Origin of the sequence: Endozoicomonas sp. ONNA1 (assembly GCF_024606325.1) — a bacterium.
Lineage (GTDB): Bacteria > Pseudomonadota > Gammaproteobacteria > Pseudomonadales > Endozoicomonadaceae > Endozoicomonas_A.
This window is the reverse complement of the sequence record NZ_JAHHPN010000142.1, coordinates 1-4,355: the sequence shown is the minus strand read 5'-3', so window position 1 is coordinate 4,355 and position 4,355 is coordinate 1. Positions and strand designations below refer to the sequence as shown.

At 48.5% G+C, this 4,355-nt stretch carries 5 protein-coding genes; 3 read left to right on the top strand and 2 right to left on the bottom strand.

Annotated elements, in window-relative coordinates:
- Positions 1-62: 62 nt before the first annotated feature.
- On the bottom strand, positions 63-947 hold the full coding sequence (locus tag KDK19_RS03395) for an NAD(+) kinase (RefSeq protein WP_257274378.1): 885 nt from the start codon (positions 945-947) through the stop codon (positions 63-65).
- 214 nt (positions 948-1,161) lie between these two features.
- Here KDK19_RS03395 and KDK19_RS03390 point away from each other — a divergent pair, with 214 nt between their 5' ends.
- The gene (locus KDK19_RS03390; protein WP_257282182.1) at positions 1,162-2,091 is read left to right on the top strand and encodes a DUF1853 family protein; all 930 of its coding nucleotides are present in this window, start codon (positions 1,162-1,164) and stop codon (positions 2,089-2,091) included.
- 104 nt (positions 2,092-2,195) lie between these two features.
- Complete coding sequence (locus tag KDK19_RS03385) at positions 2,196-2,705, top strand: DUF2780 domain-containing protein (RefSeq protein ID WP_257282181.1); 510 nt, start codon at positions 2,196-2,198, stop codon at positions 2,703-2,705.
- Here KDK19_RS03385 and KDK19_RS03380 read toward each other — a convergent pair.
- Positions 2,698-3,720: a 1-aminocyclopropane-1-carboxylate deaminase/D-cysteine desulfhydrase gene (locus KDK19_RS03380; RefSeq protein WP_257291334.1), complete on the bottom strand. Its 1,023-nt coding sequence runs from the start codon at positions 3,718-3,720 to the stop codon at positions 2,698-2,700. The two genes, KDK19_RS03385 and KDK19_RS03380, sit on opposite strands and share 8 nt — an antisense overlap.
- Before the next feature lie 152 nt (positions 3,721-3,872).
- Between KDK19_RS03380 and KDK19_RS03375 the strand changes: the two genes are divergently transcribed.
- A complete protein-coding gene (locus tag KDK19_RS03375) occupies positions 3,873-4,184 on the top strand; it encodes an RNA-binding protein (protein WP_257274374.1) in 312 nt (103 codons plus the stop codon).
- Positions 4,185-4,355 lie beyond the last annotated feature (171 nt).

The window sequence follows — 4,355 nt, the reverse complement described above, 5'->3', positions numbered from 1 at the left end:
GACCAATTTATTGCAACCGCAGTAGGACAGCCTTAAGTCCGACAGGCTGCTAGACAATAATGTCACTCTGCATCCTCGTTGGGATACCATCTTAATTTGGATCGACAGGCTTCGTAAAAATTGTGATTCAGTGGATGCAGTAGTCTCAGTCTTTGGTGTTTTTTACGGATCAGGATGACGTCGTCAGGTACCAGCTCAATATCCACCTGCCCGTCAAAGCTGATGCGGGGATGTATTTCGTTGCCTTCGTGAATGACAAGCTGCAACTGACTGTTACCATCCACAACCAGAGGTCGGTTAGTCAGCATATGCGGATACATGGGAACCAGCACGATAGCATCCAGTTTTGGATGCATGATGGGACCGCCCCCCGACAGAGCGTAGGCGGTTGAGCCCGTCGGCGTTGCCATAATCAGACCATCAGAACGCTGCCTATAGACAAACTGGTCTTCAATAAACAGCTCAAACTCTATGATCTTGGTGGACACCCCCGGATGCAGCACCACATCATTGAGAGCATCACCACAGCCAATGGTTTTACCTTGACGCTCAACCTTGGCTTCCAGCAGAAACCGGTTCTCCATTCGGTAATGACCATTAAGTATTTCGCCAATACAGGCTTCCAGCTCATCCGGCGAAACATCGGTCAGAAAGCCCAGACGACCAAGGTTGACACCCACTACCGGCACATCATGGACAGAGAGTTCTCTGCCAGCCCCCAGCAAACTGCCGTCACCCCCGATGACCACGACCAGATCGCAAATTTTGCCCATGCTGGCCCGGTCACAGATGTGGAAACCATGCCCCGGCAAAAGATCCGATAATTGCTCATCCAGAGACACTGTTACACCCTGCGAATGCAGAAAATCGGTCAAACGTTTCAGGGGGCCATCAATATGAGCCTTACCCTGACGCCCGGTAACCCCAACCTGCTTGAATTCTTCCATCGGTCTAAATCACTTATCGTTGGTGAATTTATCCTGCCCGGATGACAGCTCAGCCTTAATTGAGCGATGACTGTAATCTGCCTGGTGAATATATAAACACACCGATTTGAATCTGTTACTCTTATTTGTCACCTGCAGGCTTCCCGGAGCCCGCAACGATCAGCCATCATTTTGTTATTTACAGCCATCGGCCCGATACCATGAACTGCTAAAAATGAATCGTCTCTCTCATCAGCAGATAGCCCGGGATATCCAATGGTTACTGAGCAGCCCCTCCATCATCAACCCTGATTATGATGCGAGGTTTATCTGCCCGGCAACCCACCCGGTGCACAACGACCAGATTACAGGCTCTGGCTATTCAGAGCTAGTGGAGATTCTGCATCAGCGACGGAGTCATCTGCTGGGTATCTATTATGAATCACTCTGGCAATACATCCTCAGACATTCAGAAGACTATCAGCTGATGGCCTGCAATCTTCAGGTTCAGAATAATCACCAGACACTGGGCGAGTTCGACCTGATTCTTAAGTCCCTTAAGCGAGAGGTTTTTATTCATCGGGAACTCGCCATCAAATACTATCTGGGTCTTCCTTCCGGCAATCACCCGGCCAGCCCCTGGCATCACTGGATTGGGCCAGGCCTGCACGACCGCATGGACAAGAAGCTCAACCACATGCTGCAACATCAGATCACGCTTTCGCAGACTCATGCCGGGCAACGTGCACTCAATGCTCTGGATATCTCCGGGGTACAGACTGAAATACTTTTCCAGGGATACCTTTTTTATCCGGTTACAGGTGCCTGCCCACCCCCTGAAGACTGTTCTGCTCAACACCTGAGGGGACACTGGCTGCCCATTAATCAGTTATCTTCATGGCTGGAACTCGAAGAAGGCGAAATCTGCTACCTGCCTCTGCCAAAATCACTCTGGCTATCTTCCTACAGAGGTGTGTCTGATCCAGCGACTCACCTCTCCGGAGATGAACTGATCAAATGCTTGCAGTCACAATTATCCAAAATCGCCCGTCCTCAGATGGTGGTTCGGTGTCATGAAAAAGAGGGTAATCTGTGTGAAAACAGTCGTTTTTTTGTGGTGCCCGATAACTGGGAAGCCGAGGCGATAGTGGCCGCTAAAATATAAACGACTCTTGTTATGCATTCGTTTTTATATAACAATTCGTAACAACTATTTATCGGTATTGATAAATAATTAATGGACTGTCTTGCTAATAGGGTATTTGCATTATGAAACGCTTGAGCTTATTCATTAACCGTTTCTATACTGGGCTATTTTGCTTGCTTGCCACGCTTCTTGTTCTTCAATCACCGGCGAGTCATGCCACAGGATTGATTGATACCCTGACCAGCCAGCTAAATGTCAGCAAGTTTCAAGCCGAAGGGGGTGCAGGTGCCCTGTTACAGATGGCCAGCTCTCAATTATCAAAAGACGACTTTAATACCATTCAGGGAGCACTACCGGAAACAGCGGAGTTATTAAAGGCAGCACCGGAAGTAATACCTGCCAAAAACTCTTCATCGATATTGAACTCTGCCAATTTGCTGGGCGGTTTCCATACTCTGAGCCAGCAGTTCAAAAAACTGGGCCTGAAGGACGAGATGATTTCGAAGTTTTCGACCGTACTGATTGATTATCTCAAAGCGAACCCGAATAGCGAAGCCGCCGGACTGTTAAAATCGGCACTTCCTTCAGGTATAGCCAATACTGCAGGCTCCCTGATTGAAAAATTCATGTAGCCCACTGGCTGAAACCACGACGCCCCTGGAGACCACCGGTATGAATGAGCAGCAGCCTGCCAATGCCGGATAGACCTCCCGATTCGGCCATCTGCTTCAGCGCAAAAAATAGCTTACCCGTATAAACCGGGTCCAGAGGGATCCCGGTTTCCCGCTCAAATTCCAGAATAAACCGAATAAGCTCGGGAGTTGTTTTGCCATAGCCACCACAATGGTGATCCAGCTCCAGGCTCCAACAGGTCGCAAGCGCGGGAAGATACTGCTGAATATCATTTTTCAAAAAATTTGCCCCTTTGAGCACCGAAAATCCCCGTACATGGGCATCATTGCCTGCACTGCGAACAACGCCAGCCATGGTCGCACCGGTACCACAGGCCAACCAAATCTCATCATATTCCGAAGCCCGGATGCACCCCGCAGCAAGAATATCTTCACAACCCCTGACCCCCGGTTCGCCCGAGCCTCCTTCCGGAACAATCATCACCTGATCCAGGGAGAGTGACAGCTGTTTTACCAGCATCTGCTGATATTGAGTCTCATCCCGCTTTCGGTATTCAGCACGACTGACATAAACCAGTCTCATGCCCCAGCGTTCTGCATCCTTTAACATGGCAGAGGGTCTAGCCGGTTTCTCACCTCGAATAACGCCTATTGTCTGAAAACCCAAACGATAACCTGCCGCTGCCATGGCATGAAGATGATTAGACCAGGCACCACCAAAGCTTAAAAGTGTTTTGATCTTTCTTGAACGCGCTTCAATAAGAAAGTATTTAAGTTTGAACCACTTATTACCACTAATAAGCGCATCAATTTGATCAAGACGAAGAACATCAATCGCAATAGAGTAATCGCGCACAAGACAGGTATTTATTCTTTCTATAGGCACATTGTTACGAATAACATCTGAAAAACACATAATCCCGTTTATTTTTCTGGTTTTAACACTCAGTAAGCAAAAATGACGTAATAAGTCAGTGATATAAACAATATCAGTAATAAAGAATACATATAACAAGCCTTCATTCCACTGATCTACGTGCTACAATGGGATCTCACTTAAACATTGTACTCTTACCTGACGCCCAAAAAGACAGTGTCTCTAGCGACGCTTGAAGCTTTGAAAGGTGACAGACAAGCAGCTACAGCGTCCCCGGAGATAGAGAAAAAATGGCAAACAAACTGTTCGTTGGCAACCTGGCCTTCGCCGCAACAGAACAAGATCTGGAAGAGGCTTTTGGTGCCTTCGGCGAAATCGAGGAAGCGAAAATCATCCTCGATCGTGAAACCGGTCGTTCTCGTGGCTTTGCTTTCGTAACCTTCAGTTCTGAAGATGCTGCTGAAGCCGCTCTTGCCCTGGATGGGCAGGATGTAGCGGGTCGCAGCATCCGCGTCAGCATCGCAACCGAGCGCCCTCGCAACAACAATGGCGGCGCTCGTCGTGGCTTTGGCGGGAATCGTGAAGGCGGTCGTCGCTTCTGACAACATCCCCCGATCCAGATCCAAAAAAGCTGGTTCATTGCTAGCTTTTTTTTCGCCTGAAATTTGCCTATTTGCAAGTAAAAAAAAACGATTACCTAAAAGATAATCGTTTTTGTAGATGGCGGACCGGACGGGACTCGAACCCGCGACCTCCGGCGTGACAGGCCGGCA